Consider the following 2,639-nt stretch of genomic DNA (forward strand, 5'->3'; position numbering starts at 1 on the left):
TTGGCCAGATCGCGAACATTATCGGGGTCGAGGCCGTCCAGTGCCTCATGCAGCTTTGACCAGGCACCGGCCTGATCCAGCAGATAGTGATAGGCGTCGCCGGTAATGGCAAAGCCGTTGGGTACTTTCACTCCCTGCGGCGTGAGTTGGTGATACATCTCTCCCAGAGAAGCGTTTTTACCACCGACCAAGGGCACATCTTCTATGCGAATTTCATTAAAAAAACGTATGTATTTCGCAGTCATAAGATTTTCTCCAGATAAATCAGAGTAAACACTCTGAATAAAAGATAGTCAAAGTACACAGTACGGACAGGCTGATCGCTGCCATTAGAGTTAACTGCTGTATGGTAACAGATAACAGAGCAGCATTATTTCCCGAGCTTTTCAGGGATGCAGAATGATCTTCCAAGATATGCCTGAAAGAAGATGCCTGGTGGCATCAAAACCACGAAAAACCCTTGCGCGGCAAAGCGGGAAAGACGATCCATGATGACTTCCGAACCGGGAATGTGGCACCGATTACCCATCTCGGCTTCATGAAAGTCCACTTGCGGCCCCACTGGGGGAGCATAACCATAGGTATGATATGCATTTCCTGAAGATCCTAAAAATAGTAAAAAACTATTCACCATTTAGCATCGTTTAAAAGAGCTTTTTTTGATCATACCGATTCCCATCGCTAAAAAACGGTCAAAATTTAGATGGCAAGATCTATTTCTTCTGCAAACTAGAGTCAGACTTTTCGCTTGAAGTAATGGAGAATAATATATTGATTATTATCATAGCATTTTATTATCGAACCAGAGCAAAGATTGCCGGAGTACATCCAGGAATACCCGGGTACTGTGACTGCTTTCCTTGCGATACAAAACAGAGAGGTGGTGTGGAATTCGGGGCACCGTTTTCAAAGTCACCAGACCTGGCCGCAGATCACCACCATCACTGAGCGCAGAAACAAAACTGACCCCTAATCCGCAACGCACGGCAGCCCGGATAGCCGCAAGACCGCTGAGCTCATAACGAATTTCCGGGTGAACACCTGCCGCTTTCAAGGCCTGTAAAGCCTGTTCACGAATGCCTGAACCTTCTTCCCGCCACACCAACACCTCTGTTTCTAATGACAGCAGAGGCACGAGTTTTGGGGCTAACTGAAGCCAGCGTGGCGTTTCGGGAGCCAGCAGGATAATAGTGCTGTCCACCAGAATTTCTTCTTTCCATCCGGAACCTCTGGATAATGCCGGGCTGTCTTCCACGAACACCAGATCAGCCTGATCGCGCATTTCCCGGGCCGCCCGGCTATTGGTCGCCACCAGACGCAGGAATACACCCGGATAATGCTGCCGGAATCGCGCGATCACCTGCGGGAGGAGCGTTTCAGCGTTGCTATGACTGGCAAGAATCGACAAAGAACCCCGCAGCAGGTCTTTTCTGTCCCGGCAAAGGACGCGAGCACTTTCCAGCGCGCTTTCAATTTGCTCGGAGATACGCAATAAAGCCATGCCAGTGCTGGTCGGCGTAATGCCCTGCGGATTGCGTTGATAGAGCGGCTCGCCAACAACGTCCTGTAATTGCCGGAGTCGCTGGGAAACGGCAGGCTGGGTCATGAAGAGCGCTTGCGCTGCCGCATGCAGATTCTTGTGGCGCGCAGCCTGCGCCCAGACCAGTAATAACGCGGGATCCAATCGTTCATGCAACATCACCCGTTCCTCCTACGCACCAGGAGCAATCAACCCCCCTGCTGGTGTTCTCCCCAAGAAATCGGCATGGAGTAATTCAGGAGGATTTCATCCTCACCCGGGTCCTGTTTTTTGATAAAGGCGTTGGAAATATGCGCAATTTTCAGGCCGAAACGGGATTGATTGGCAAACTGATAGTCCAGGCTGAGTTCCAGGCGAAACTGGAAGGTCCCATACAGCTGCTTCCCACGGCCCTGATGGTATCCCCCCATCGCCAGTACCGGGGTCAGTACCCAGTGATGCCAGGCAATATCCGTGTAAAACCCGGTATAACCCATGAAACCGCCATCGGTGTTGGCAACTATCCCGTAAACAGATCCTATCCCAAATAACTTGGCGCCGGATTGGTATTCCAGATCCATTTCCGGAAGCGTCGCGTTATTTTTGCCGACACCGGGACTGACCCCTGCCGCATTAAACGCACCGAGCCCCATATTGAAGTACGCAGGACCACCCTGAATGACCCGTATTCCCGCATTCTCAGCCTGGGCCTGAGCAGGCAGTGCGATGAACCCGCCCAGCACCATACCCGTTACCATTCCTTTACAAACACCTTGCCAATCTTTCATGAATACTCCTTCGTAATCTTAGTTGCCACCGACATCGCGCCCTGACAAATGAAACCCTCTCCACAGCCCCGTGCATGAACGCACTTGTTGCTTGAAGAAACGAGTCCTACAACAGGAGCGGCCGTCGGAATCCGGGTGCTTTCAATGCTCAAATACCGATAACCGGATAACTTCCAGAAAGGACGCCACCAAATGCCCGTAATGCGTGCGATACAACACACTCAATGTATGAGGAATACTGGGAACCACCGGAATGAGGCACACGCCGACCAGCTGCTCGGGCGACAGCAATGTCGAGGAGAAACCGATGCCAATCCCGTTTCTGACAGCGC

Annotated in this window: 4 protein-coding genes and 1 pseudogene; all 5 read right to left on the reverse strand. The window is 51.4% G+C overall.

The annotated features are described in order from the left end of the window. A partial coding sequence (locus tag BLW97_RS17880) for a PEP/pyruvate-binding domain-containing protein (protein WP_278278541.1) occupies positions 1–245 on the reverse strand: 245 nt, incomplete at its 3' end. 125 nt (positions 246–370) lie between these two features. Continuing rightward, positions 371–550, reverse strand: coding sequence for a hypothetical protein (locus BLW97_RS17885; RefSeq protein WP_158025236.1), 180 nt, complete (start codon positions 548–550; stop codon positions 371–373). A gap of 231 nt (positions 551–781) precedes the next feature. Continuing rightward, positions 782–1,699: a LysR family transcriptional regulator gene (locus BLW97_RS17890; protein ID WP_075324146.1), complete on the reverse strand. Its 918-nt coding sequence runs from the start codon at positions 1,697–1,699 to the stop codon at positions 782–784. A 29-nt stretch (positions 1,700–1,728) separates the two neighbouring features. Beyond that, positions 1,729–2,307: an acyloxyacyl hydrolase gene (locus BLW97_RS17895; protein WP_075324147.1), complete on the reverse strand. Its 579-nt coding sequence runs from the start codon at positions 2,305–2,307 to the stop codon at positions 1,729–1,731. A 141-nt stretch (positions 2,308–2,448) separates the two neighbouring features. Next, positions 2,449–2,639: pseudogene (locus BLW97_RS19855) on the reverse strand (hypothetical protein); the annotation flags it as partial.

This window comes from Acidithiobacillus albertensis (assembly GCF_001931655.1).
GTDB lineage: Bacteria > Pseudomonadota > Gammaproteobacteria > Acidithiobacillales > Acidithiobacillaceae > Acidithiobacillus > Acidithiobacillus thiooxidans.

Coding starts and splice junctions, on each gene's coding strand:
- BLW97_RS17895 (WP_075324147.1), bottom strand. CDS start 2,307: ATGAAAGATTGGCAAGGTGTTTGTAAAGGAATGGTAACGGGTATGGTG.
- BLW97_RS17890 (WP_075324146.1), bottom strand. CDS start 1,699: ATGTTGCATGAACGATTGGATCCCGCGTTATTACTGGTCTGGGCGCAG.